Origin of the sequence: Mycolicibacter heraklionensis, from assembly GCF_019645815.1 — a bacterium.
GTDB lineage: Bacteria > Actinomycetota > Actinomycetes > Mycobacteriales > Mycobacteriaceae > Mycobacterium > Mycobacterium heraklionense.
This window is the reverse complement of sequence record NZ_CP080997.1, coordinates 4,392,078-4,416,945: the sequence shown is the minus strand read 5'-3', so window position 1 is coordinate 4,416,945 and position 24,868 is coordinate 4,392,078. Positions and strand designations below refer to the sequence as shown.

General features: G+C 69.7%; 11 protein-coding genes. 6 read left to right on the top strand and 5 right to left on the bottom strand.

Going from position 1 to position 24,868, the window contains the following annotated elements; genetic code table 11:
* The first annotated feature begins 12 nt into the window (after positions 1 to 12).
* Together K3U94_RS20925 and K3U94_RS20920 are read left to right on the top strand one after the other, a co-directional pair.
* Positions 13 to 402 (top strand): VOC family protein, encoded by a 390-nt coding sequence (locus K3U94_RS20925; RefSeq protein ID WP_052957000.1) that lies wholly within the window; start codon positions 13 to 15, stop codon positions 400 to 402.
* Between the two features lie 120 nt (positions 403 to 522).
* Entirely contained in the window at positions 523 to 1,440 is a 918-nt protein-coding gene (locus K3U94_RS20920) for an endonuclease domain-containing protein (protein ID WP_220694890.1), read from the top strand.
* Between the two features lie 30 nt (positions 1,441 to 1,470).
* Here K3U94_RS20920 and ipdC read toward each other — a convergent pair whose 3' ends face one another.
* From ipdC to echA20, 4 genes are read right to left on the bottom strand one after another with little or no spacing between them, the layout of a single operon-like run.
* Positions 1,471 to 2,541, bottom strand: a complete 1,071-nt coding sequence (ipdC, locus tag K3U94_RS20915; RefSeq protein ID WP_220694889.1) for a (3aS,4S,5R,7aS)-5-hydroxy-7a-methyl-1-oxo-octahydro-1H-indene-4-carboxyl-CoA dehydrogenase — start codon at positions 2,539 to 2,541, stop codon at positions 1,471 to 1,473.
* Positions 2,538 to 3,290 carry a cholesterol ring-cleaving hydrolase subunit IpdB gene (gene ipdB / locus K3U94_RS20910; protein ID WP_220694888.1) on the bottom strand — a complete coding sequence of 251 codons (753 nt, stop codon included), beginning with the start codon at positions 3,288 to 3,290 and terminating at the stop codon, positions 2,538 to 2,540. The genes ipdC and ipdB overlap by 4 nt, the downstream gene beginning before the upstream one ends.
* Positions 3,287 to 4,165: a cholesterol ring-cleaving hydrolase subunit IpdA gene (ipdA, locus tag K3U94_RS20905; RefSeq protein WP_220694887.1), complete on the bottom strand. Its 879-nt coding sequence runs from the start codon at positions 4,163 to 4,165 to the stop codon at positions 3,287 to 3,289. The genes ipdB and ipdA overlap by 4 nt, the downstream gene beginning before the upstream one ends.
* Positions 4,162 to 4,920, bottom strand: a complete 759-nt coding sequence (gene echA20, locus K3U94_RS20900; protein WP_220694886.1) for a (7aS)-7a-methyl-1,5-dioxo-2,3,5,6,7,7a-hexahydro-1H-indene-carboxyl-CoA hydrolase — start codon at positions 4,918 to 4,920, stop codon at positions 4,162 to 4,164. The genes ipdA and echA20 overlap by 4 nt, the downstream gene beginning before the upstream one ends.
* 68 nt (positions 4,921 to 4,988) lie before the next feature.
* Here echA20 and K3U94_RS20895 point away from each other — a divergent pair, with 68 nt between their 5' ends.
* From K3U94_RS20895 to K3U94_RS20885, 3 genes are all read left to right on the top strand, one after another.
* Positions 4,989 to 5,765: an SDR family oxidoreductase gene (locus tag K3U94_RS20895; RefSeq protein ID WP_220694885.1), complete on the top strand. Its 777-nt coding sequence runs from the start codon at positions 4,989 to 4,991 to the stop codon at positions 5,763 to 5,765.
* 13 nt (positions 5,766 to 5,778) lie between these two features.
* On the top strand, positions 5,779 to 6,684 hold the full coding sequence (locus tag K3U94_RS20890) for an SDR family oxidoreductase (RefSeq protein WP_220694884.1): 906 nt from the start codon (positions 5,779 to 5,781) through the stop codon (positions 6,682 to 6,684).
* Between the two features lie 194 nt (positions 6,685 to 6,878).
* Entirely contained in the window at positions 6,879 to 7,844 is a 966-nt protein-coding gene (locus K3U94_RS20885; protein ID WP_220694883.1) for a fatty acid desaturase, read from the top strand.
* 25 nt (positions 7,845 to 7,869) lie between these two features.
* On the opposite strand, the gene K3U94_RS20880 is transcribed toward K3U94_RS20885, so the two are convergent.
* Positions 7,870 to 11,130 (bottom strand): helix-turn-helix transcriptional regulator, encoded by a 3,261-nt coding sequence (locus K3U94_RS20880; protein WP_220694882.1) that lies wholly within the window; start codon positions 11,128 to 11,130, stop codon positions 7,870 to 7,872.
* 1,080 nt (positions 11,131 to 12,210) lie between these two features.
* On the opposite strand from K3U94_RS20880, the gene K3U94_RS20875 reads away from it, so the two are divergent.
* Complete coding sequence (locus K3U94_RS20875; protein ID WP_220694881.1) at positions 12,211 to 24,843, top strand: hypothetical protein; 12,633 nt, start codon at positions 12,211 to 12,213, stop codon at positions 24,841 to 24,843.
* Positions 24,844 to 24,868 lie beyond the last annotated feature (25 nt).

Sequence of the window (24,868 nt, the reverse complement as noted above, 5' to 3'; positions counted from 1 at the left end):
AGAAGGAGCATGATGAGCACCGCCAAGACCGGGCTGAAGACGATCAACCTCGTGTGTGTGCCGACCGTTGAACAGGACAAAGCCGTTGCGTTCTACGAGTCGCTGGGCTTCGAGAAACGCACCGACGAAGAGTTCGGTGGCGGCTACCGGTGGATCGAGGTCTATCCGCCCCAGGGGACGACCGGCATCGCGCTGGCTCCGCCGCCGCCGGAGAGCGGTCCGATCGAACCGACCGTCACCGGTATCACGCTGAGCACCGACGACATCGACGCCACGCACGCCGCGATACGCGAACTCGGGGTCGATGTGGACGAGCAGGTGTCCCGGATGGGCGAACCCGTTCCCCCGATGTTCTGGCTTCGTGACCCGACCGGGCACACCCTGATGGTGGTCGAGGCGTAGCCTTCGCCGCCGAGTGTGAATCTCCCGACGCCGCCACGGCGTGTCGCGTCGTGAGATTCACACTCGGTGGGCTGTGGACGGGCGTCCGCACGTTTCGGCCTTTGGTAGCACGCTTCGGCCATGGACGAACTGGACTGGCCGTTCCTGGGGGCCGAGGCGTTAGCCGACAGGGTGATTTCCGAGCGGGCGATGCGCACCCTCTACGCGACGGTCTACCCAGGCGTCTTCGTGCCGTGGGGTATCGAGCTGGATGCGGCGCAGCGGGCACGTGCGGCCTGGCTGTGGTCGCGGCGGCGGGGGATCGTCGCGGGTAATTCGGCCGCAGCGCTGCTGGGGTCGAAGTGGGTGAGCCCTGAACTCGACGCGGAACTGGTGCACGACAATCGCAGGCCGCCGCCCAAGCTGGTCGTGCACACCGACACCCTGAAAGCCAGTGAGATGACGACCGTCGACGGGATTAGGGTCACCGCTCCTGCGCGGACCGCCTTCGACATCGGGCGGCGAACGCCGTCGAGGGTGCTCGCCGTTGCGCGCGTCGACGCACTGGCCAACGCGACCGGTATTGGGATAGCCGACGTCGAGGCCGTCATCACCGCGCATCCGGGAGTGCGGGGCTTGAATCGGCTGCGACGAATCCTGCCGCTGGTCGACGCCAGCGCGGAATCTCACCAGGAGAGTCGTACCCGGGTGGCGCTCATCGACGCGGGCCTGCCGCGCCCGGAGACCCAGATCGTGGTGTACGACGAATACGACGGGTTCGTGGCGCGGGTCGACATGGGATATCGGGAATTGCACGTCGGCGTCGAATACGACGGCCCCCAGCACTGGACCGACCCCAAGCAGCGCCAGCGCGACATCGACCGGCAGGTGGTGCTGGCTGACCTGGGCTGGGTGATCATCCGGGTCAGTGCCGAGCTGCTCCGCTACCGGAAGGCGACGCTGATCGCCCGCGTAGAGGACGCAATGAACGCCGCCGGCTGGCCCGGCTCCGGCGTGAGTGTGGAATACACGACGCTTCCGCGGTGTGTTGCGTCGTGAGATTCACACTCACGGTTAGGGGTTGGGCCGTTAGACGACGAACCGTGACGCGGCCTGCAGGTGCTCGACGGCGTCGTCGACGATCGAGGTGATCAGCTCGGCGCAGGACGGCAGGCTGTCCAGGATGCCCGCCACCTGACCCGAAGCCAGCACGCCGGCCTCGGTATTGCCTTCCACCAGACCGGCTTTGAGCAGCATGGGGGTATTGGCCGCCATCAGCACCTGCGACCAGGTGAGCTCCTTGCCGTGCCGCATCGCGAGTCCGTCGCGGACCATGGTCGGCCAGCTCATCTGCGACATCTTCTTGAACTTCGCCGCATTGCGGATGGCGGCGCTGAAACCGCGCGCCCGCGAGCCGCTTTCGAGCTTCTCCACCAGTTCGGTGCGCAGCACCCGGTGCGGCATGCCGTCAACCCGGGTGGAGACCACGGTGCCGCTCAGGTCGGCGGCCAGGTAGCGCTGCTTGACCGCGTCGGGAACGGTGGAGTCGCTGGTCAGCAGGAAGCGGGTGCCCATCGCGACACCGGTCGCGCCGTAGCACAGCGCGGCGGCCAGGCCGCGGCCGTCGAAGAAGCCGCCGGCGGCGATCACCTGTACCCCGGTGCCGGCGACCGCGTCGAGCACCGACGGCAGCAGCAGTGTGGTGGCGACCGGGCCGGTGTGGCCGCCGCCCTCGCCGCCCTGCACGATCACCGCATCGGCGCCCCAGGACGCCACCTTCTTGGCGTGCTTGGCCGCACCCACCGACGGAATCACCACCGAGCCGGCCTCTTTGAGTCTGGCGATCAGCTCGGCCTTGGGTGCCAGCGCGAACGACGCCACCTTCACGCCCTCACGGATCATCAGGTCCACCCGGTCGCCGGCGTCGGATGCGTCGGCGCGGATGTTGACCCCGAACGGCTTGTCGGTCGCCGACTTCACCTTGGCGATCGCGGTGGCCAGCTCGTCGATCGTCATGGTCGCCGAGGCCAGGATGCCCAGCCCGCCGGCGTTGGCGGTGGCCGACACCAGCCGGGCGCCCGCCACCCAGCCCATCCCGGTCTGCACCACCGGGTGTTCGATGCCGACCAGCTCGGTCAGCGGGGTCTTCAACCGGCTCATGCGCGTACTTCTTTATCCCGCAGCGACTTCGGGTCAATGACCTCGCGGATCAGCCGCAGCTCCTCGACAGTCGGTTCCCGGGTCACCGCGGCGTCGGCCAGGCCGTGCACCTCGAACGAGGTGTTCTCGGCGACCTCGTCGGCGGTGACGCCCGGGTGCAGTGAGACCGCGCGCATCTGGTGGTCCGGGCCGCCGAAGTCGAACACCCCGAGGTTGGTCACCACCCCGCCCAGGTTGAAGAACCGGAATGCCGGGTTGGCCGGGTCCACCTTGTCGTAGCCGATGCCGGACACGATGTCGACGGCCTCGCAGAACACCCGCGACGAGTGCGCACCCACCCAGTAGCTGGTGGTGTGGTTGATGGTGTTGCCCGGCGCCCCGCGGACCCCGAACATCTGCCGAGTCGGGTGCTGCAGCGGGCCGAACGCCGACAGGTTCTGGTTGCCGTAGCGGTCGATCTGGTTGGCGCCCATGATCACATGGCGCCGGCCCCAGGACAGGGTCTCGAAGACCCGGTTGAACGGCATCCACCCTTCCAGCGGCCCGACCTTGCCGATCGCCGGTGTGTCGGCCAGGATGCGGGCTTCCCCGTCGGTGAGCACCAGGTCGGGGGAGAAGGTGAGGCGGGCCAGCCGGGCGCCGACCGAGGGCACCGTGGCCATGGGTGAGGCCATGATCTCGCCGGCGTCGCGGAACAGCTCGGCGCAGGCGACCGCGCAGATCTCGGCGCGAGTGGGTGAGTCGGTCATGTGAGTGCCTCCGCTCCGAATGCCTTAACCGCCGCCTGGTAGTCGTCCTCGCTGCCGGACAGGTAGGTGGCCTTGAACTCCGCCCAGGTCTCGTCGGACTTGGCGGCCTCGGCGTAGTGCCGCTGGAACTTCTCGTCGCGGCCGTAATCGGCTGCGCCGATGGTGAAGTGGGCGCCGTTCGGGGCTTCCACGACCTTGTCCACCATCATCCGGTTGATCACCTGGGTCTGCGGCGACGTGCTGGCGATCAGCTCCTCGGTGGGCACGATCTTCTCCACCGACAGGAAGCGGCGCTGCGCCGACATCAGGAACAGGTCGTCGAAGTACGGGTCGATCCCGGTGTAGGCGGCGTTGCCCCGCTCGTCACCGAGGTTCATGTGCACGAACGCGGCGTCCAGGTTCAGCGCCGGCATCGCGACCAGCGTCTCGTGTCCGCCCTCAACCGGGTACGGCGACACCACGGTCTTGAGCTCACCCTCCCAGAAGTCGATCACCGAGCTGCCCAGGCCGGCGCGGATCGGCAGGAACGGCAGCCGCTGGGCGGCGGCCTGCAGCCCGCAGCGCAGCATGCCCTCGTCCATCTCACGGGCCTCGATGGCACCGGTGGTGCGGGCCTTCGAGAACCACGGGTCGTAGAACGGCGGGGAGTCCAGGGAGACGAAGCCGTAGTAGGCCCGGCGCACCTTGCCCGCCGAACACAGCAGGCCTAGATCCGGTCCGCCGTAGGTCACCACGGTCAGATCTTTGACGTCGGTGCGCAGGATGGCCCGGACGAACGCCATCGGCTTGCGCCGGGAGCCCCAGCCGCCGATCCCGATCGTCATGCCGTCACGCAGCTCAGCGACGGCGTCGTCGAGGGTGGTCCGCTTGCTCATTTCTTGGCGCCCTTCTCGGTCCCGGCGAACTCGTCGCGGTGCTCGTCGGCCACACCGGAGAGGTTGAGCTCAAAGGTGAAGCCCTGCTCCATCCGGTAGCTGGAGTTGACTTTCTGCACGTCGATGAGGTTCAGGGCTTCCTTGGCCGCCCGGATCACCCGAGTGTCCTTCGACGCGATGTCGCGGGCCACCCGCAGCGCGGCCTCGTCGAGCTCGGCGCGCGGCACCACCTCGTGCACGGAGCCGTACTGGTGCAGGGTGGCGGCGTTGACGGTGGCCGCGGTGTAGAACAGCCGCCGCATCATGTGCTGCGGCACCAGCCGGGACAGGTGGGTGGCCGCGCCCAGCGCGCCGCGTTCCACCTCGGGCAGGCCGAACTTGGCGTCGTCGGAGGCCACGATCACGTCGGCGTTGCCGACCAGGCCGATCCCGCCGCCGACGCAGAAGCCGTTGACCGCGGCGATCATCGGCACCGCGCACTCGTAGACGGCCTTGAACGCGGCGAAGCAGCCGCGGTTGGCGTCGATCAGGGCGGTGAAGCCCTCGGTGTTCTGCATCTCCTTGATGTCGACGCCGGCGTTGAAGCCGCGGCCCTCGGCCCGCAGGATCACCACGTGGGTGGACATGTCGTTGCCAGCGGCGGTGATGACCTCGCCCAGCTCGAACCAGGCCCGTGACGGTAGGGCGTTGACCGGCGGGTAGTCGACGGTGACCGCGACGATCCCCGGTTCGACGGTTTTGGATGTGATCGGCATGGGCGGACTTCCCTGTCGTATTGGGGTCTTGGATACCTAAGCAAGCACTTGCTTGGTACGCTAGCACAGTGTCTGACTCTGCGGCTGCCGCTATCAACCTCGGATTGACCGGCAAGGTGGTGCTGGTGACCGGTGGGGTGCGCGGTGTCGGTGCGGGCATCAGCGCCGTCTTCGCCGATCAGGGCGCGACGGTGGTGACCTGCGCCCGACGCCCGGTGGACACCTCGCCGTATGAGTTCCATTCCTGCGACGTCCGCGACGACGACGCGGTCCGGGGCCTGATCGAGGCGATCGTGGCCCGGCACGGCCGGATCGACACCGTGGTCAACAACGCCGGCGGATCCCCGTTCGCGCTGGCCGCCGACGCGTCGGCCAACTTCAGCCGCAAGATCATCGAGCTGAACCTGCTGAGCGCCCTGCTGGTGTCCACGCACGCCAACGCGGTCATGCAGACCCAGGACGGCGGCGGTTCGATCGTCAATATCACCAGCGTGAGCGGGCGCCGGCCGTCACCGGGCACCGCCGCCTACGGCGCGGCCAAGGCCGGGGTGGACAGTCTGACCACCTCGTTGGCCGTCGAATGGGCGCCGAAGGTGCGGGTGAACTCGATCGTGGTCGGCATGGTCGAGACCGAGCAGTCCGAACTGTTCTACGGCGACGCCGAGTCGGTGGCGGCCGTCGGCGCCACCGTGCCACTGGGACGGCTGGCCAAGCCAGCCGAAATCGGTTGGACAGCAGCATTTTTGAGTTCCGACCTGGCGTCCTATGTCAGCGGCGCCAGCCTGACCGTGCACGGCGGTGGCGAAAACCCCGCCTACCTCGACGCATCCAGCGCTAACAAATAAGGAGAAAGCACTCATGGGACTTCTTGACGGCCGCGTGGTCATCGTCACCGGAGCGGGCGGCGGAATCGGGCGGGCGCACGCGCTGGCCTTTGCCGCCGAGGGCGCCCGGGTCGTGGTCAACGACATCGGCGTGGGCCTGGACGGCTCGCCGGCCGGTGGGGGCAGTGCTGCCCAGGGCGTGGTCGACGAGATCGTCGCAGCCGGCGGAGAGGCCGTCGCCAACGGCTCCAACGTCGCCGACTGGGACCAGGCCGCGGCGCTGATCCAGACCGCGGTCGACCACTTCGGCGGTCTCGATGTGCTGGTCAACAACGCCGGTATCGTGCGCGACCGGATGTTCGCCAACACCAGCGAAGAGGAGTTCGACGCCGTCGTCGCCGTACACCTCAAGGGGCACTTCGCCACCATGCGGCACGCCGCCGCCTACTGGCGGGCACAGTCCAAAGCCGGCGAAACGGTGGATGCCCGGATCATCAACACCAGCTCCGGCGCCGGCCTGCAGGGCAGCGTCGGGCAGGCGAACTACTCGGCCGCCAAGGCCGGTATCGCCGCGCTCACGCTGGTCGCCTCGGCCGAGATGGGCCGCTACGGGGTCACGGTCAACGCGATCGCCCCGTCGGCACGGACCCGGATGACCGAGACCGTGTTCGCCGACATGATGAACACCCAGGACCAGGCCTTCGACGCCATGGCCCCGGAGAACGTGAGTCCGCTGGTGGTCTGGCTGGGCAGCGTCGAGTCGCGTGACGTGACCGGCAAGGTCTTCGAGGTCGAGGGCGGCAAGATCCGGGTCGCCGAGGGTTGGGCGCATGGCCCGCAGGCCGACAAGGGTGCCCGCTGGGATCCTGCTGAGCTCGGGCCGGTCGTCACCGACCTGCTGGCCCAGGCGCGGCCACCGGTGCCGGTGTACGGGGCCTGAGTCCCGGGAGACTGTTGCGGGGGACTAAAGTCCCTATGCGCGGACCTGCGACGTTATACGCGAGCGTCAATATTGTGATACTTACTTAGCCGTACGAGTAAGCGTTGCGGCCCGTCCCTCATCGGGAAGCGACGTAATCTTTCACCTGCTCTTAGGTGACGCGCTCGTGTTTTCGCCCAGCTGCTGGAGGTCTCGTGTCGGTGCTCGAGGTGGAAGACCACCGACCCGCGGCAGTCCGGCGACGGCCGCACCCGCACCCCGGCGAAGGCGTACCGACTTTCTCGTGGCCCACCTTCGGGCTCGGGGTGGGCGGCATCACCGTATTCGTGCTGGTGGCCATCGGCGCGGCCCGCGGATCCCTTCCGGCCTGGATCGTCATACCGCTGAGCACCCTGGTGACGTATGTGCTGTTCTCGGTGGCGCACGAGGCCCTGCACCGCTCGTTCTGCTCGGTGCGCTGGGTCAACGCGGTGGTCGGCCGGGTGGCCTGGCTGTTGGTGGTGCTGCCGTTCTCGTTACCGGCTTTCGGCTACGTCCACGGCGAGCATCACCGCCACACCAATGACCCTGAACGCGATCCAGACATGTTCGCCACCCATGCGCCCACCTGGCAGCTGCCGTTCCGCTGGGCGCTGATGGACCTGTTCAACGCGACCTGGTATGTCCGCAAGCTGTGGCCGCGGATACGCCATTCGTGGCGGCGTCCGATTGCCGAGCTCGCCGAAACGTCCGTGCTGTTCTCGTTGACGATCGCCATGACCGTCGCGGCGATCCTCACCGACCACTTCTGGCTGCTTGCGGAGGTCGTCTTGATCCCGCAGCGCCTCGGTCTTTTCATCATCGGATGGGCGTTCGACTGGTTACCGCATCACGGGATCGACGTCACGCAGCGTGAGGACCGGTATCGCGCCAGTCGTCTTCGGGTCGGGATGGAATGGCTGCTCGCACCGCTCATGCTGTCCCAGAACTACCACTTGATCCACCATCTGCATCCCTGGCTGCCGTTCTACCGCTACCTGCCGGCGTGGCGCCGTAACGAGGAGCTCTATTTAGAGCACGACGCCGCCGTCACCACCGTGCTCGGCCGGGAACTGAACGCCGAGGAATACCGGAACTGGAAAAGGTGGGCGCAGGTCGAGCCCACCCCCCGGATCGCCTGACACGTCGCGGGGCAACGCCGCGGCGTCAGGCGTGTTGCGCTGCCACTTGGGCGAGTTGCAGGCGCGACGAGATATTGAGCTTGGTGTAGATCCGGTTCAGGTGCGAATGCACGGTCCGAGGCGAGACGCTCAGTTGTGCGGCGATGTCTTTGTCGCGGAGGCCGGCGCTGATGAGGCGGACGACATTGCGTTCAGCCGGCGTCAGCGAAGCCCAACCGCTGGAGGGACGTTTGGATTCAGCCCGGCCCTTTCCGTCGCCTTGGCACGCGTACGCGATGGCCTCCGCCGTCGACGATGCAGCTCCTTGGGCCCAACTTCGCTCAAAGTCGTTCTCCTGCATCGCTTCTCGAGCAACGCTGACAGTGGCCGCGTAGTTGGCGTCGTAGACTTTGGCACGGACTGCGCCGGTGCGACTGCGGGCACCGGCCGCGGAACCGAACAGCCGTGCTGCGTAGTGGTGTCGCCCGGTGGCGGTGGCCACTGCCGCCAGCAACTCCAGCAGATCCGGAACGGCCAGATATGCCTCGGCGTCCGCGGCTATCGCCAGCGCCTCACACGCGTCTCGTTCGGCCTGTTCCACTTGGCCTTCGGCCATCGCTACCCGGCCACGTATCTCCAGCAGCAGTATCCGGTGGATGCCCGAGCCCACGGACAGTGCCTCGCCAGCCCAACGGCGCGCCGCGGCCAAGTCTCCGGATTCCAGCGCCACCCGGGCGACCGGATTGCCGTTGATGGCCAGCAATTGGGGCAGCGCGCACGCTTCGCACGCCGCATCGGCAGCCCTGAGTGCGCCGGAAATATCACCGGCGGCCAGTAATGCGTCCGCTACAGCGCCGAAGCCGATCGCGCGGTGAAAGTCGATGAGTTCGGCGGCGGCCTCGACGCACGCTTCCGCCGCGGCGTGCGCCCCGCGGGTATCGCCCTGGCACGCAAGGGCTTCGGCCAGGATCGTCAAACTCTGGGTACTGAACAGCGGGTCGTATGCTGCCTCGGCCTCCATCGCTACCTGCCTGGCCTGCTCGACGGCCATCGTGAGCTCTGCGCGATGAAGATGCGCCAATCCCAGGCAAAGACGGCATAGTCGCGAAACCGACCAGTCGCCGACTGCGTCGGCCAGGACCGCTCCCTTTTCCGCGGCCAGCCGCATCGTGTCGAGGTCGCCGGCCACGAACGCCGAATACGCCTGCACGCCGTATATCTGGCTCAACCGCCAGTCATCGTTCAACGCGGGGGACAGCGCGATGGCCTGCTCGAAGTAGGGTAGGGCCAGTTCGGGACCGTAGCTACAGGTGAAGCCGCAGGCAGCCAACGCCCAGGCAAGCAGGCCCGGCTCGTCGAGATGGCGTGCGATCGAGACTGCTTCCTCTGCTTGCTCGACCCGTCCGTAGTTTCCGGTCAGCGCGTCGAAGATCGTCTTGTCCGCGAGCGCGCGGGCACGCGCGGCGGGCGCCATCGTCGCGCCGTCGGTGAGCACGGCATTGAACCACGCCAACCCCTCCAAAGTTCGGCTGTGGATCCACAGCGGGAGCAACGACGAGGCCAGGCGTGCGGCAAGCTCGATATCGCCATGCTCACGACTCCACATGAAAGCGGCTCTGAGATTGTCGATCTCGAGTTCCGCCTGCTCGATGTGCCAGCCGTATCCGGCGGTAATCCCGGCGTCGAACATCGCTGTGTAGTGATCGCGGTGGCGTGCCTGTATGGCCTCTGATTCGCCGGACTGCTCAAGCTTTTCCAGGGCGTACTGCTGAACAGTCTGCAACAACCGGAAGCGTGTCGACTCCCCAGTGCTGTCGGCTACCACCAGCGATTTGCCCACCAGCTGGGTGAGTTTGTCCACGATCTGCGTGCGTGACAGGTCGGTGCCGCCGGCGACCGCGTGGGCGGCATCGAGGTCGAATCCGCCCGGAAATGGTGCCAATCGGCGAAACACCACGCGCTCGGGTTCGCTCAACAGGTCGTGTGACCAGTCTTCCGATGCTCGCAGCGTCTGTTGGCGTGGCACCGCCGTACGCGCACCACCGGTCAGCAGCTGGAAGCGCTCGCCCAATCCGTCCGCGATCTCGGTCAGCGACAACGCCCGAACTCGTGTCGCGGCAAGCTCGATAGCCAGGGGAACCCCGTCCAGGCGGCGACAGATCTCGGCTACCAAGTCGGCATCACCATCGGTGTCGGTGAAACCCGGCCGGACCAGCCGAGCGCGTTGCCGGAACAACTCGACGGCCTCGTCGACGAGCGAGAGTGAGGGGGTCTTCCAGGTCACTTCGCCCGCGACCCCGATGGGCTCGCGACTCGTCGCCACGATGGTCAGCTCTGCACTGGCGGCCAACAGCGTGGCGGCCAGCTGCGCGCACGCGTCGAGCAGATGCTCACAATTGTCGAGCACCAGCAGCAATTGCCGATCTGCGATGAAGCGCACCAGGGTGTCGAGCGGGTAGTAGCGGTCCGGTCGATCAGGTAGGCCCAACACGTGCGTCACTCGCTCCAGAAGGAGATCCGGGTCCGTGATCGGTGCCAGGTCCACGCACCATGCCCCATCGCGGAACCGGTCGACGAACTCATCGGCCAATTGCAGCGCGAGTCGCGTCTTGCCGACTCCGCCGGAGCCGGTCAGCGTCACAAGACGGTTGCCGTCAATCAGCCGACGCAGCTCGGTCAGCTCCGCATCGCGTCCGACGAAGCTCGTCAGCGGTGTTGGAAAGTACGGCTCGTGCAACGCATTTCCGGTCCGGAGCGGCGGGAAGTCGGTGGCAAGGTCGCGATGGCAGAGCTGAGCCACCCGCTCCGGATACGGTATGCCGCGCAGCCGAAAGGCTCCCAGATCGACCAGCCAGGCGTCCGGCGGCAGTCGATCAGCCAGCAATCGCTGGGCCGTCTCCGACAGCAACGTCTGACCGCCATGGCCCAGATCGCACAACCGCGCCGCACGGTTCGCCAGGGTTCGCGGGTGCGCGTACGGCTGGACTAACGGCAGCTTGTCGGCGTGCATGGCGATTCGCGGCCGAATCGGCGCCGCGGGAGCGCGCTGCAAGGCGATGGCGCAGGCCACCGCGTCACCGGCGTCCGCGAACGTGGCCGCGAACTTGCATTCGTGGTCCTGCTCCACCAGCCGCGCACCGCGGTGGGCGGCAACCACGTCGGTGAGCGTGCTTTCCAGCCACGAGAGCCCGGTCGTCAATGACTCCGTCGGGGGCTGCCATTGCGGCCGAGAGTCTCCGGGGCACACCACGACGACCGTCCGCGGTGGGGAATGCGGCGAAAGCGCCGCGCTCGCGTTCGACATCATCTACCGTCCTCAGAGGCCAGGATGCTCGCGCAAGCGGGCAGACCCTCCATTCCCCCCGGATGGATTAGCTGTGCATCCGTGTAGTCGTAAGCCTTGCTTCACCGTCATCTACGCATTTTTACTGCCAAGTCTCGGCGTCACGATACCAGCGTGATTTCGGCATTTTTGCCGATGTTCTCCAGGAGTGTGCCGTTGCACAGTGACAGTGGCACAACTGCGCCTGCCTCGCCCGCCACCTCACGGCGGACTTGTTTCGTCGATCACCAACTGATCGCGATCTGCTGATCGAGGGCAGCGGCGGCAAGGGCGTCCAGGATGCGCTCCGCAGCGGTCACGGCGTGTCGTCGGGATCCGCATTCGGCGTCCGGTTGCTGTCGAATTTGTCATGCCAGCAAACTGCAATTGAATATCTGATCCGTTTCATGCATAGGCCTGCTGGGCTGCGCATGAAACGTGTGCACTTGCTGCTGAATTCTTTGAAGTAAATCCCTGTTTCTTGCCAATGGTTCACGTTTTTCCACTGTGACCAACATCACACTAATCAGCGTCAACCGGCATCGATCCCTGTTGACCTGCGCGTATGACGCCGCCGGCGGCGTCACAATCGCCGCACGAGTGTGGTTTCAGCCACATGAGGAGTGCCTGAGTTGGCGATAAGTGAACAGACGACCATAATTTGAACCTGCGTTAATGCTTAGCGGAAATTATGAGAGGGTCGTCATGAGCAGTCGGATGTCTAGCAAATTTGTTCGTTCGTCTGCTCGGGGTGCGTCCGGTCGGCGTGTGGTGGGTGCGTCGAGTGTTGTGGCGGCGTTTTTGGGGTTTGGGGTGGGGTCGGTGCCGGTGGCGTCGGCGGATGGTTTTGATTTGTTGGATCCGGTGTTTTGGTCGGAGTTGTCGGATCCGGGTTCGGCGTTGTGGGTGGGGTGGGCGGAGCCGGGTGCGGCTGATGGTGGGTTCATTGTTGATGCGTTTGAGCAGTTCGATGTGGCGGTGGCGTCGTTCTATCACGAGGATCTGTATCTGCCGCTGTATGACCTGACGCAGGATTTTATTGCTGGTAATCAGCAGTTTTTGGACTTGATCAACCAGCCGTTTGTGGACTTGTTCGGTCGGGAGTTGATCGGTAACGGTGTTGATGGGTTCACCGGGTCCAATGACTCGTTGTTCGGGTCGTTGGGGTGGTTCGGCAATCTGGGTGATGGCGGGTTTTTGTTTGGTGATGGTGGTGTCGGTGCTGCGGGGGTGGCCGGGATCGCTGGTGGTGCCGGTGGTGTGGGTGGCGCTGCGGGCATGTTCGGCAATGGCGGCGCCGGTGGTGTGGGTGTTGAGGGTGGTGATGGTGGCGCTGGTGGTGTGGGTGGTTGGTTGTTCGGTGATGGTGGCGCCGGTGGTGCGGGTGGGGCCTCGGTTGATGCGTTGCTGGTCGGCGGTAATGGTGGTGCCGGTGGTGATGTGGTCAGCCTGTTGGGGTTCGGTGGTGCGGGGGGTGCTGGGGGTGCGGGCGCGGTCGGTGCGGCGGGTGTAGCGGGTGTTGATGGGGTGGTGGGGGCGCTCAATGGCACCGCTGGTGGTGATGGGCTGGTCGGTGGCTTGGGTGGCAATGGTGGTGCTGGTGGCGCGGCCGGGTGGGTGCTGGGTATCGGTGGTGTGGGCGGTGCTGGTGGTGTGGGTGGCACCGGTGGCGCCGGTGGTGGCGGTGGCGCGGGTGGGGTGAGTCTGGATGATCTGGGCGGCAATGGTGGTGCCGGTGGGGTGGGTGGCGATGGTGGTGCGGGTGGTCGTGGTGGTGTCGGGGGTGTGGGTGGGCATTTCGGTGCTGCCGGTGATGGTGGTGTGGGGGGTAATGCGGGCCTGGCTGGTGATGGTGGCGCTGGGGGTCTGGGTGGTGATGGCCTCCTGGGTGGTGGTGATGGTGGTGATGGCGGCGCGGGCGGGCAGATCGGCACTGTTGTCGGTCTCGGTGGTGCTGCGGGTGAGAAGTTCATGTCGTGGTTGTGGGGCAATGCGGGGCGCCCGGGTGCTGATGGGCAGGTCCCGTCGGGGATCAGTGGCAATGGTGGGGTCGGGGGTGCTGGTGGTAACGGCACCGGCGTGTTGGCTAATGGTGATGGCGCTTCTGGTGGTGCGGGTGGTGTCGGGGGTGATGGTGGTGCGCACGGCAACGGCGCCAATGGTGGTCTCGGCGGTAATGGTTTCGCCGGCCTGACCGGCGCGGATGCCACCACCGTGGGGGGTTCCGGGGTTTCGGGCGGCAACGGTGGGGCCGGCGGTGCCGGTGGTGCGGGTGGCTCCGGTGGTGCGGTGGCCGGTAACGCTGGCTCCGGTGGTGCTGGTGGCAAGGGCGCCGCGGGTGGTGCCGGCGGTGCGGGTGCTGAGGGCGCGGCGGGCTCGTTCGCTGATGGTGGTGATGGCAACGGTGGGGCCGGTGGGGACGCCGGCAATGGTGGCGCCGGGGGTGCCGGTGGTGCCGGCGGTGCGGCCGGTAGCGCCAGCAATGGCGCGGCCGGTGCTGCCGGTGGTGGTGGTGCGGCCGGGGATGGTGGTAATGCCGGTGCTGCGGGTGCTGGTGGTGCGGGTGCCGCGGGTACGGCGGAGCATCCGGATGCCGGTGCTGGTGGTGTTGGTGGCAAGGGTGGGGACTTCGGTGCCGGCGGTGCTGGCGGCGCTAATGGTGATGGCAGCACCACGGTCGCTGATGGCCTGGACGGGTCGGGCAGCGCCGGGGGTAATGGTGGTGTTGGTGGGGATGGGTTCTTGGGCACCAATGGTGTCGCGGGCAGTGTTAATGGCACCGGTGGTGGCCAGGGCGGGGCTGGTGGTGATGGTGGCGCCGGTGGTTTGCAGGCTGATGGTTCGTCCGCCGCGCAGGGTGTTGGTGGTGCTGGTGGTGATGGTGGCGCCGGCGGTAACGGCTTCAACGGGTTCAACGGGGCGGTGCCGGGTGGGGATGGCACCAACGCCGGTGATGGTGGTGCTGGTGGTCACGGCGGTGTGGGTGGGCACGGTTCGGTTGACGGCGCCCACGGCATCGGTGGTTTGGGCGGTAACGGCGGCAATGGTGGTAACGGCGCTGATGGGGGTGACGGCGCGAACGGCGATGGCCAGCATGCGGGCGGGTATGCCGGCCAGGACGGCGGCCATGGGGGCAATGCGGGTAAGGGGGGTGCCGGCGGTGACAGTGGTGGCGGCACCACCTCGGCCAGCGGTAGCGATGGTGTGGCCGGGGTCGGCGGTAACGGTGGCCGCGGCGGCACCGGATTGGATGGGGTCAACGGCACCGCGCAGAATCCTGATGGCACCGCCGGTGCCGCTGGTGGGGCCGGGGGTAACGGCGGCCAGGGTGGTCTGGAGGCCGACGGCACCACGGCGGCCACGACCGGCAATGGTGGTGCCGGTGGCTTGGGTGGCCGTGGTGGTAACGGCCTTAACGGTGCTAATGGGGATGAGCCGGGCTCGGCGGGCACCCGCGGTGGCAATGGTGGCGCCGGCGGCGCCGGCGGTGTCGGGGGGACCGGCACGGTCGAGGGTGCGCACGGTGCCGGTGGGGTCGGTGGTAACGCCGGCAATGGTGGCAACGGTGCCGCCGGTGCTAATGGCGCCGACGGCACTGCCCAGCACACCGCCGGTTATGCCGGTCAAGACGGCGGCGCCGGCGGTAACGCCGGTGTCGGGGGTGCTGGTGGGGACAGTGGTGGCGGTGCCACCGCCGCGGACGGTAGTGACGGGATCGCCGGGAAGGGCGGTGCCGGTGGCCTGGGTGGTACCGGTCTGGATGGGGTCAACGGTGACGCGCAGAACCCGGATGGGACTGCCGGTGGGGCGGGTGGCGCCGGGGGTAACGGTGGCGCTGGTGGCCTGGAGGCCGATGGCAGCACGCAGGCCACGGACGGTGCTGGTGGTGCTGGTGGTGCGGGTGGCCGTGGGGGTAGTGGCTTCAACGGTGCTAATGGGGCGACCCCGGGGGCTGATGGCACCCGGGGGGGCAATGGTGGCGCCGGGGGCGCCGGTGGGGTTGGGGGCACCGGTAGCTCTACTGGTGCGCATGGGACTGGGGGTGTGGGGGGTAACGCCGGCAATGGTGGTGCCGGCGCTGATGGCGCGGACGGCGCGAACGGCACGGCCCAGCACACCGGCGGGTATGCCGGCCAGGACGGCGGCAAGGGCGGCAACGCCGGCATCGGGGGTGCTGGGGGTGACAGTGGTGGCGGCACCACCGCCGCGAACGGTAGTGACGGCACCGCCGGCAAGGGCGGTAACGGTGGTGTGGGTGGCACCGGCCTGGACGGCGCCAACGGCACCCTCCAGAATCCCGACGGCACCGCCGGCGGTGCCGGTGGTGTCGGCGGTAATGGTGGCGCTGGGGGTGTGAACACCGACGGCTCGCACGCCACCACCGGCAATGGTGGTGCCGGTGGCCAGGGCGGCCGCGGTGGTAACGGCATCAACGGCAGCAATGGTGATGCGCCCGGCGCCGACGGCACCCGTGGTGGCAATGGTGGCACTGGTGGGGCCGGCGGGGTCGGGGGTAGCGGCACCCAGGCCGGTGCGCACGGCGCCGGGGGGGTCGGGGGTAACGCCGGCAACGGTGGTGCCGGCGCGGACGGCGCCAACGGCGCCAACGGTGATGCGACCCACCAGGCCGGTTACGCCGGTCAAGACGGTGGTGCTGGGGGCAACGCCGGTAAGGGCGGCGCCGGGGGTGACAGTGGGGGCGGCACCACCGCCGCCGGCGGCACCTCCGGCATCGCCGGACAAGGCGGCAACGGTGGTATCGGTGGCACCGGCCTCGACGGCACCAACGGCACCGCCGCCAGCATCAACGGCACCGCAGGCGCAGCCGGCGGCGCCGGCGGCAACGGCGGCAAAGGCGGCGTGCAGGCTGACGGCACCTCCCAGGCGACCGACGGCAATGGTGGCGCCGGTGGTGCTGGTGGCCGTGGTGGTAGCGGCTTCAACGGCACCAACGGCACCAACCCGGGCGGTGACGGTACGTCCGGCGGTACCGGCGGTGACGGCGGCGCCGGTGGCGTCGGCGGCACGGGTGCGGCCACCGGTGGTCACGGCGTCGGCGGCGCCGGCGGCAATGGTGGTAACGGCGGTAACGGTGCCGACGGCTACAACGGCGCCAACGGGGACGCCCAGCACGTGGGCGGCTACGACGGTGGCGCCGGTGGTAACGGCGGCAACGCCGGGGCCGGCGGCAAGGGCGGCGACTCGGGTGGCGGTCAGCAGGGCGTCAGCGGCGGCAATGGTGCTGCCGGCACCGGCGGTAACGGTGGCGCGGGTGGCGCCGGCATGGACGGCGCCAACGGCGACCGGGACAACGTCGACGGCACCGCCGGTGGTAACGGCGGTAACGGTGGCGCGGGTGGCGCCGGCGGCCAAGAGGTTGGCGGCGGCCACGCGACCGACGGCAAGGGCGGCGTCGGCGGTAACGGCGGTGTGGGTGGTGCCGGTTTCGATGGCAACAATGGTGACGCCGGGCACGCTGACGGCTTCGCGGGCGGCAATGGCGGCGGCGGCGGCACCGGTGGTAATGGTGGTGCCGGTGGTGGCACCACCGGGGCCGGCGGCAACGCCGGTAACGGTGGCAACGGCGGGGCTCCCGGCGACGGTGGCGACGGTATCGACGGCACGGCGGCTCACCCCGACGGTGGTGCGGGCGGCCACGGCGGCAACGTCGGTGTCGGCGGCGGCGGTGGAACCGGTGGGTCCGGTGCGACCGCAGGCAACAACGGATCGGCCGGTAGCACCCCCGGCAGCGGTGGCAACGGCGGTAACGGCGGGGCCGGCTATGACGCCGCGTCCGACCCGACCGCCGCGCCGGGAACGAACGGCGGTAATGGCGGTGCCGGTGGTGCCGCCGGTGACCACGGCAATGGCGGTAACGGCGGCAACGCCGGTAACGGCGCGGCCGGTGGTGCCGGTGGTAACGGCGAAAACCCGGGCGACGCCGGTCAGGCCGGCGGATCGGGCGGTAAGGGCGGCACCGGTGGTGCCGGTGGTGCCGGCGGATCGATCGCCGGTGATGGCGGCAACGGTGGTGCCGGTGGTGCCGGCGCCGACGGCGGCGTCGGTGGCAATGGCGCCAACGGTTCGGACGGGACGTTCGACAACGGCGGTGACGGCAACGGCGGTGCGGGCGGTAGCGCCGGCGCCGGTGGTGCCGGTGGCGACGGTGGTGCCGGTGGTGCCGCCGGTAGCTCGGCCCACGGCAAGGCAGGCACTGAGGGCGCCGGCGGCAACGCGGGCGATGGTGCAGACTCCGGCAAGGCCGGCGACGGTGGTGCCGGTGCGCACGGCACCGCGGAGAACCCTGACGGTGGCAACGGTGGCCAGGGCGGCAACTCCGCCGCCGGAGGCAGCGGCGGCACTGGCGGCAGCGGCCTGACCGACGGGACGGACGGCCAGGACGGGGGGATCCCGTCGGGCGCCCAGGGCAACGGTGGCGCCGGCGGCGACGGCTACGACGCCTCTACCGACCCGAACGCGGCACCGGGCACCTCCGGTGGCAATGGTGGTGCCGGCGGTGACGCCGGTGACCGCGGCAACGGTGGCCTGGGTGGTAATGGCGGCAGCGGCACCGACGGCAGCACCGGTGCGAACGGCAGCGGTACCGACGGCGACGGCAATGGCAACGCCGGTGGTTCCGGAACTGCCGGTGGCTCCGGTGGTAACGGCGGTGCCGGCGGTAAGGGTGGATCCGTCGAAGGTGACGGCGGCGCCGGCGGCTTGGCCGGCAACGGCGGCAACGGTGGCTCCGGTGGGACTGGCGCTAACGGTGCCGACGCCACCCAGCCTGGCCAGGACGGTGGTAACGGCGGCGTCGGTGGTAACGCCGGTGACGGTGGCAAGGCGGGTACCGGCGGTAACGGTGGTTCGGCGACCAATGGTTCGGCGGGCGCCAACGGTGACGGCGGTAACGGCGGCAACGGCGGCAATGCCGGTGTCGGCGGTAACGGTGGCAAGGGTGCAGACGGTGATGCCACTAACCCCGACGGTGGCAAGGGTGGTGACGGCGGTAACGACGGCGCTATCGGCCAGGGTGCAACCGGTGGTTCGGCGGGCAGCGGCGGTGCCGGCGGTACCGGCACGGCCGGCAATGGCGGTACGGACGGCACGGCGGGCATCGGCGGTGACGGTGGTGCCGGTGGTGACGGCTATGACGCTTCCAAGGACCCGGGTGCTGCGCCTGGTACGGCCGGTGGCAATGGTGGTGCCGGTGGTAATGCCGGTGACCACGGCAATGGTGGCCAGGGCGGCAACGGCGGTAGCGGTACCAATGGCAGCACCGGTGCGGATGGCAGTGGCACCGATGGTGATGGCAACGGCAATGCCGGTGGTGATGGCACCAACGGTGGCGCCGGCGGTAACGGTGGTGCGGGCGGTTCCGGTGGTTCGGTCGTCGGTAACGGTGGTGCCGGTGGTAATGCCGGCAACTCCGGTAACGGTGGCTCCGGTGGGACTGGCGCTAACGGTGCCGACGCCACCCAGCCTGGCCAGGACGGTGGTAACGGCGGCGTCGGTGGTAACGCCGGTGACGGTGGCAAGGCGGGTACCGGCGGTAACGGTGGTTCGGCGACCAATGGTTCGGCGGGCGCCAACGGTGACGGCGGTAACGGCGGCAACGGCGGCAATGCCGGTGTCGGCGGTAACGGTGGCAAGGGTGCAGACGGTGATGCCACTAACCCCGACGGTGGCAAGGGTGGTGACGGCGGTAACGACGGCGCTATCGGCCAGGGTGCGACCGGTGGTTCGGCGGGCAGCGGCGGTGCCGGCGGTACCGGCACGGCCGGCAATGGCGGTACGGACGGCACGGCGGGCATCGGCGGTGACGGTGGTGCCGGTGGTGACGGCTATGACGCTTCCAAGGACCCGGGTGCTGCGCCTGGTACGGCCGGTGGCAATGGTGGTGCCGGTGGTAATGCCGGTGACCACGGCAATGGTGGCCAGGGCGGTAACGGCGGTTCGGGTTCCAACGGCACCGACGGCAGCGACAGCACTGACCCGTCGCAGGCCGGTGGCGACGGCACCAACGGTGGCGCCGGCGGCAACGGTGGTTCTGGTGGGGCCGGCGGTTCGGTCGTGGGCAACGGTGGTGCCGGTGGTAATGCCGGCACCGGTGGTGACGCCGGCAACGGTGGTGGCGGAGCGGACGGCGACGACGCCACCACTCCCGGCGCCGACGGCGGTACCGGCAGCAACGGCGGCTCGGGTGGTACCGGTGGCGCCGGTGGTACCGGCGGCAGCGGCGGCGGTGCCAGCAACGGCAACGCCGGAAACAACGGCAATGGCGGCGACGGCGGCGCCGGCGGCAACGCCGGCTCAGCCGGCAACGGCGGCAAGGGTGCTGACGGCGACGCCTCGAACCCCAACGGCGGCAACGGCGGTAAGGGTGGCGACACCGGCAACGCCGGGTCCGGTGGTTCCGGCGGCGGTGCCGGAACCGGTGGCGCTGGCGGCACCGGTAATGCCGGTGGCGACGGTGGCGACGGTGCCGAAGGCACGCCGTCGGGAGATGGCGGCGACGGCGGTAACGGCTACACGAACCCCAACGGCGACGGCGGCAACGGTGGTAACGGTGGTGATGCCGGCAGCCACGGCAACGGCGGCAATGCCGGTAACGGTGGCGATGGCCACGGTGACAACTCCAACGGCGGCTCCGGTGGTACCGGTGGTGCCGGTGGCACCGACATGGGCAACGGCGGCAACGGCGGCAACGGCGGCAACGGCGACCACGACGGCGGTGCCGGCGGTGATGGTGGCGACGCCGGCTCCAACGGCAATGGCGGCAACGCCGGTAACGGCGGCACGGGCCAGACCGGTGCCGGTGGCGACGGTGGCGACGGCGGTGCCGGCGGCACCGAGACCGGTAACGGTGGCAACGCCGGTGACGGCGGTGACGGCGGGCAGCACGGCGGTGACGGCGGTACCGGTGGCAGTGCCACGGGTGAGGGCAATGGCGGTAACGGTGGTTACGGCGGCGATGGCCTGCCCGGACCGAACGGCCCCAACGGCGCCAACGGTGGCAGCGGAACTCAGCCGGGTGAGTCCGGCGGCGACGGTGAGGCCGGTGGCGCAGGCGGTAAGGGCGGTGACGGTGGTGCCGGTAGCGGTGTCGGTTACCACGCCGGTAGCGGCGGCCTAGGCGGTAACGGCGGTAACGGCGGTAACGGCGGTAACGGCGCCAAGGGCGCCACCGGAACCTTCGCCGGTGGTGACAACGGTGACGGTGGCCAAGGTGGCAACGCCGGTAACGGCGGCGCGGGTGGCGCAGGTGCGGCCGGTGGTAACGCCGGTGTCGGCCTGAACGGTGCCACTGACGGTGTCCACGGCGCCGGCGGTACCGGCGGCAACGGCGGCAACGCCGGTAACGCCGGTAACGGAGGCAAGGGCGCTAACGGCACCGCGAGCCACCTTGATGGTGGTAACGGTGGCGCCGGTGGTGCCGGTGGCAGCGCAGGCGCGGCGGGTGCCGGCGGCGACAACGGCGACGGCACGACCGGCGCCAACGGGCAGGCCGGTAACGGCACGGTCGGTGGAGATGGCGCCAACGGTGGCCGCGGCTACATCGGTAGCAACGGCACGGCCGGAAGCATCGACGGAACGGCCGGCGGTAACGGTGGTGCCGGTGGTAACGGCGGTGCCGGTGGCTTCGCCGGCGACGGTACGCAGCTCAACCAGGGCGACGGTGGCACCGGTGGCGACGGCGGTGCCGGCGGTAACGGCTTCAACGGCCTCAACGGTCAGACCCCGGGCGCTGACGGCGGCAATGGCGGAAACGGTGGTGCCGGTGGTAACGGCGGGGCCGCAGGTACCGGCCACGTCGACGGTGACCACGGAGTCGGCGGGCTCGGCGGCAACGGTGGCAACGGTGGCAACGGTGCCAACGGTGCCAACGGGTCCACGGGTGGCGGTGACGGCCAGAACGGCGGCGCCGGTGGCAACGCCGGTGTCGGTGGAGCCGGCGGTGACAGCGGCGGTGGTGACCATGCCGCCGACGGCACCGACGGCGCGGCCGGTGTCGGCGGCAACGGTGGCAACGGCGCCAGGGGCACCGACGGTGCCGATGGCACGGCCGCTGACGTCAATGGTGTCGCCGGTGGTAACGGCGGCAAGGGCGGCAACGGTGGCCTAGGCGGCCTGGAGGTCAACGGCGTTGACCGGGCTGCAACCGGTTCCGGTGGCGACGGTGGTGCTGGTGGTCAGGGCGGCAACGGTATTGATGGTGCGGCCGGCTCGTTTGTGACCGGTGATGGCAATGGTGGCGCCGGTGGCAATGGTGGCTCCGGTGGTAATGGTGGCGCTGCCGGTACGGGGTCGACCACGGGTGCTACCGGTGCTGCGGGTTCGGGTGGCAATGCCGGTAACGGTGGTGTTGGTGCTGCCGGTGATGCGGGTACGACTGGTGTCGCGGGTGTGAACAACGGTGCTGGTGGCGCGGGGCATGACGGTGGTAACGGCGGTAACGCCGGTATCGGCGGTAAGGCCGGCACCGGTACCGGGGCAGCCACCGACGGCACCAACGGTTCGGCGGGTGTCGGTGGTGCCGGCGGTAAGGGCGGTGACGGTGCCGCGGGTGTCAACGGTGTCAACGCCGGTGACAGTGGTACCTCCGGGGGTAACGGCGGCCAGGGCGGCAATGGTGGCCAGGGTGGTCTGCAGGCCGACGGTTCCACGCATGCTGCCTCGGGTGCGGGTGCTGATGGTGGTGCTGGTGGTAAGGGCGGCAACGGTGTTGATGGTGCGGCCGGCTCGTTTGTGACCGGTGATGGCAATGGTGGCGCCGGTGGTAGCGGTGGCTCCGGTGGTAACGGTGGCGCTGCCGGTACGGGGTCGACCAATGGCGTTGTGGGTGCTGCGGGCTCGGGTGGCAATGCCGGTAACGGTGGTGTTGGTGCTGCCGGTGATGCGGGTACGACCGGTGTCGCGGGTGTGAACAACGGTGCCGGTGGCGCCGGGCATGACGGTGGTAACGGCGGTAACGCCGGTATCGGCGGTAAGGCCGGCACCGGTACCGGGGCAGCCACCGACGGCACCAACGGTTCGGCGGGTGTCGGTGGTGCCGGCGGTAAGGGCGGTGACGGTGCCGCGGGTGTCAACGGTGTCAACGCCGGTGACAGTGGTACCTCCGGTGGTAACGGTGGCCAGGGCGGCAATGGTGGCCTGGGTGGTCTGCAGGCCGACGGTTCCACGCATGCTGCCTCGGGTGCGGGTGCTGATGGTGGTGCCGGTGGTAAGGGCGGCAACGGTGTTGATGGTGCGGCCGGCTCGTTTGTGACCGGTGACGGCAACGGCGGCGCCGGTGGTAGCGGTGGCTCCGGTGGTAATGGTGGCGCTGCCGGTACGGGGTCGACCACGGGTGCTACCGGTGCTGCGGGTTCGGGTGGCAATGCCGGTAACGGTGGTGTTGGTGCTGCCGGTGATGCGGGCAGTGCTGGTGTCGCGGGTGTGAACAACGGTGCCGGTGGCGCCGGGCATGACGGTGGTAACGGCGGTAACGCCGGTATCGGCGGTAAGGCCGGCACCGGTACCGGGGCGGCCAGCGACGGCACGAATGGCACCGCGGGTGTCGGTGGTGCCGGCGGTAAGGGCGGCCAGGGCGCCGCGGGCACCGATGCCACCACTTCGGGCAGCCCCAACGGTGGCACCGGTGGCAATGGTGGCAAGGGCGGCAGCGGCGGTATCGGTGGTCTGCAGGCCGACGGTGCTACCCGAGCAGCTGATGGCCAGGGTGCTGATGGTGGCGCCGGTGGCCGGGGTGGCAATGGCTTCACCCAGGCGGCGGGCAGCTCGGCCACTGGTGGCAACGGTGGCCAGGGTGGTGTCGGTGGTGCCGGTGGTGACCGGGGCGCGGTGGCGGCCAGTGGTGGCGCCGGCGGCCAGGGCGGCAACGCCGGCAACGGTGGTTCCGGCGCGGACGGCAAGGCCGGCACGGACGCCACCGTGGCGGGTGGCGCCGGCGGTACCGGTGGTGACGCCGCGAGCGGCGGCAAGGGCGGCAACGGTGGCGCTGGTGGCGCCGGCGGTGCGAGCGGTACCGCCAGCAATGGCACCGCCAACCACCACGGTGTTGGTGGGGTCGGCGGGAACGCCGGCAGCGGCGGCAACGCCGGTAACGGTGGCGCCGGCGGTAAGGGCCTTGGTGGCGGCACCGGGGCGACGGCGGGCGTCGGTGGTGCCGGCGGCACCGGTGGTAACCGGGGCGCTGCGGGCACCGCCGGTGCCGGTGGCGACAGTGGCGGTGGCCAGTCGGCCGCCAACGGTGCGGCCGGTTCGGCCGGTACCGCGGGCGGTAACGGTGGTAAGGGCGGCGACGGCGGCTCCGGCACCACACTGGCCAGCGGCGTCGGCCAAAACGGTGGTGCCGGCGGTAAGGGCGGTGCAGCCGGGGCGCTCGGCAACGGCGGTGCCGGTGGTAGCGGCGGCAATGGTGGCACCGGCGCCAACGCGACCACGGCCGGCTCCAACGGCTCCGCCGGCGGCAACGGCGGCAACGCCGGCGACGGCGGTAAGGCCGGTGCGGGCGTCACCGACACCGGTGGCAATGCCGGTAAGGCCGGCAGCGGCGGCAACGGCGGTACCGGAGCCAACGCCACGGCGGCCGGCGGTAAGGGCGGCAACGGCGGGACCGGCGGCAATGCCGGCAACGGCGCGGCCGGCGGTAGCGCGGCCAACGGAACGGCGGGTGCCGACAGCAACGGCGGTGTGGCCGGCAACGGCGGCGACGCCGGCAACGGCGCTCGCGGCACCGACGGGGTGGCGTCCCCGGAGTTCAACGAGTCCGCCAGCAACGGAACCGTGGGTGGCGCCGGCGGCACCGGAGGTAACGGTGGCGCCGGTGGGGCCGGCGGTGGCACCACCGGCGTGGGCTCCAACGGAGGCAACGGCGGCAAGGGTGGCGCCGGCAACGATGGCGGCAACGGCGGCTACACCACCCACGGCGACGATGGCTACCCGCTCCAAGGTCACAACATCGGCACCGGTGCCAACGGTGGCGCCGGCGGCGTCGGCGGTAACGGCGGCACGGCCGGTGCCGGCACGGCCCTGGGCGCGGCCGGCAACGCCGGAAACGGCGGCGACGGCGGTGCCGGCGGCAAGGGCGGCAGCAGTGGAAACATCCAGCCGCTCGCCTACGTCGACACCGCCGGAAACGCCTCTAAGGCAGGTACCCCGATCACCGTCACCGGTACCGGTGGTGCCGGTGGCAACGGTGGTACCGGATTCGTCGGCGGCAAGGGCGGTGCCGGCGGTATGGGCGGCAGCGATCAGTACGCGGCCGGCTCCAACGGCGGTGCGGGCGGTAAGGGCGGCAACGGCGGCGCTGGCGTCGGGACCGGCAGCACCGGCGGTGACGGCGGCGCCGGCGGCAAGGGCGGCGACGGCAGCAACATCCGCTGGGGCTGGACCGGCAAGGGGACTCCCCCGAGCTCGATCAGCAACGGAACCACCAGCTCCTCCGGTGCAGTCAACAACGTGTCGGGCGGTAAGGGCGGCGCCGGCGGCACCGGTGGCAACGGCACCACCGTCGGTGTCGGCGGCAGCGGCGGGACTGGCGGCACCGTCGTCACCCCGGCCCTGCCGACCGGTCCGGGATCCATCGGCACCAACGCCGGTCAGATCAACGGCGGTGCCGGCGCCACGGGTGGCACCGGTGCCACCAACGGCGCGACCGGCGCGAACGGCGCGAACGGCAGCAAGACGCCCTAAGCGTCTCGACGCGACCAAGCCCCGC

Bases quoted from the DNA above. Each gene is read 5' to 3' on its own strand.
- K3U94_RS20890 (WP_220694884.1), top strand. From the start codon at position 5,779: ATGGGACTTCTTGACGGCCGCGTGGTCATCGTCACCGGAGCGGGCGGC.
- echA20 (WP_220694886.1), bottom strand. From the start codon at position 4,920: ATGCCGATCACATCCAAAACCGTCGAACCGGGGATCGTCGCGGTCACC.
- ipdC (WP_220694889.1), bottom strand. From the start codon at position 2,541: ATGAGCCGGTTGAAGACCCCGCTGACCGAGCTGGTCGGCATCGAACAC.
- K3U94_RS20925 (WP_052957000.1), top strand. From the start codon at position 13: ATGAGCACCGCCAAGACCGGGCTGAAGACGATCAACCTCGTGTGTGTG.
- ipdB (WP_220694888.1), bottom strand. From the start codon at position 3,290: ATGACCGACTCACCCACTCGCGCCGAGATCTGCGCGGTCGCCTGCGCC.
- ipdA (WP_220694887.1), bottom strand. From the start codon at position 4,165: ATGAGCAAGCGGACCACCCTCGACGACGCCGTCGCTGAGCTGCGTGAC.
- K3U94_RS20920 (WP_220694890.1), top strand. From the start codon at position 523: ATGGACGAACTGGACTGGCCGTTCCTGGGGGCCGAGGCGTTAGCCGAC.
- K3U94_RS20880 (WP_220694882.1), bottom strand. From the start codon at position 11,130: ATGATGTCGAACGCGAGCGCGGCGCTTTCGCCGCATTCCCCACCGCGG.